This is a genomic window from Roseateles sp. NT4 (assembly GCF_051857475.1).
Lineage (GTDB): Bacteria > Pseudomonadota > Gammaproteobacteria > Burkholderiales > Burkholderiaceae_C > Pelomonas.
This window is the reverse complement of record NZ_JBPZGZ010000010.1, coordinates 1,775-3,228: the sequence shown is the minus strand read 5'-3', so window position 1 is coordinate 3,228 and position 1,454 is coordinate 1,775. Positions and strand designations below refer to the sequence as shown.

General features: G+C 49.5%; 2 rRNA genes (both running past the window's edge). Both read left to right on the top strand.

What is annotated here, in order from left to right:
• A 16S ribosomal RNA gene (locus ACS5PN_RS31220) occupies nucleotides 1-60 on the top strand (it extends 1,532 nt beyond the left edge of the window).
• A 175-nt stretch (nucleotides 61-235) separates the two neighbouring features.
• A 23S ribosomal RNA gene (locus ACS5PN_RS31215) occupies nucleotides 236-1,454 on the top strand; it runs 1,759 nt beyond the window's last position.
• The 16S and 23S rRNA genes sit together here, the layout of an rRNA operon.

Genomic DNA, 1,454 nt, shown 5'->3' with positions numbered 1-1,454 from the left:
GCTGTTGTTCTTTAACAATTTGTAGAGTCGAATCAGCGTTGTTAGCGGAAAGCGTCTCCTGACGCACCGTGCCGCTAACAATGATTTTGATTGCGTCAAACATAGACTTCAACTAAGCAAGAAATTGATTAGGTATGAAGAACGGCGTAACGCGTGAATACTCAAAAACAGTTTGGATCTGCGGATCTGAATTGAGTCCTTGACGACAGTGCAGTCAGCGCTGTCAAAGTTATAGGGTCAAGTGACTAAGTGCATGTGGTGGATGCCTTGGCGATTACAGGCGACGAAGGACGTGATAGCCTGCGATAAGCTTCGGGGAGCTGGCAAATTAGCTTTGATCCGGAGATTTCCGAATGGGGAAACCCACTCCGCAAGGAGTAACTCTGACTGAATACATAGGTCATTGTGGCGAACCGGGTGAACTGAAACATCTCAGTAGCTCGAGGAAAAGACATCAACCGAGATTCCGAAAGTAGTGGCGAGCGAAATCGGAGTAGCCCTCGCGTTTTAGCAGTTTGTATATCAGAACGGAATGGAAAGTCCGGCCACAGCGGGTGATAGCCCCGTATGAGAAATGCAGATTGTGGAACTAGGCGCGAATAGAGTAGGGCGGGACACGTGAAATCCTGTCTGAATATGGGGGGACCATCCTCCAAGGCTAAATACTCGTAATCGACCGATAGTGAACAAGTACCGTGAGGGAAAGGCGAAAAGAACCCCGGGAGGGGAGTGAAATAGATCCTGAAACCGCATGCATACAAAAAGTAGGAGCCCGCAAGGGTGACTGCGTACCTTTTGTATAATGGGTCAGCGACTTACATTCAGTGGCGAGGTTAACCGAATAGGGAAGCCGTAGAGAAATCGAGTCCGAATAGGGCGAATAGTCGCTGGGTGTAGACCCGAAACCAAGTGATCTATCCATGGCCAGGATGAAGGTACCGTAACAGGTGCTGGAGGTCCGAACCGACTAGTGTTGCAAAACTAGCGGATGAGCTGTGGATAGGGGTGAAAGGCTAAACAAACTTGGAAATAGCTGGTTCTCTCCGAAAACTATTTAGGTAGTGCCTCAAGTATTACCTGCGGGGGTAGAGCACTGTTTAGGCTAGGGGGTCATGGCGACTTACCAAACCTATGCAAACTCCGAATACCGCAGAGTACAGCTTGGGAGACAGAGCACCGGGTGCTAACGTCCGGACTCAAGAGGGAAACAACCCAGACCGCCAGCTAAGGTCCCTAAAATTGGCTAAGTGGGAAACGAAGTGGGAAGGCTAAAACAGTCAGGATGTTGGCTTAGAAGCAGCCATCATTTAAAGAAAGCGTAATAGCTCACTGATCGAGTCGTCCTGCGCGGAAGATGTAACGGGGCTAAGCCAGTTACCGAAGCTGCGGATGTGCAATTTATTGCACGTGGTAGGAGAGCGTTCTGTAAGCCTGTGAAGGTGGGTTGTGAAGCC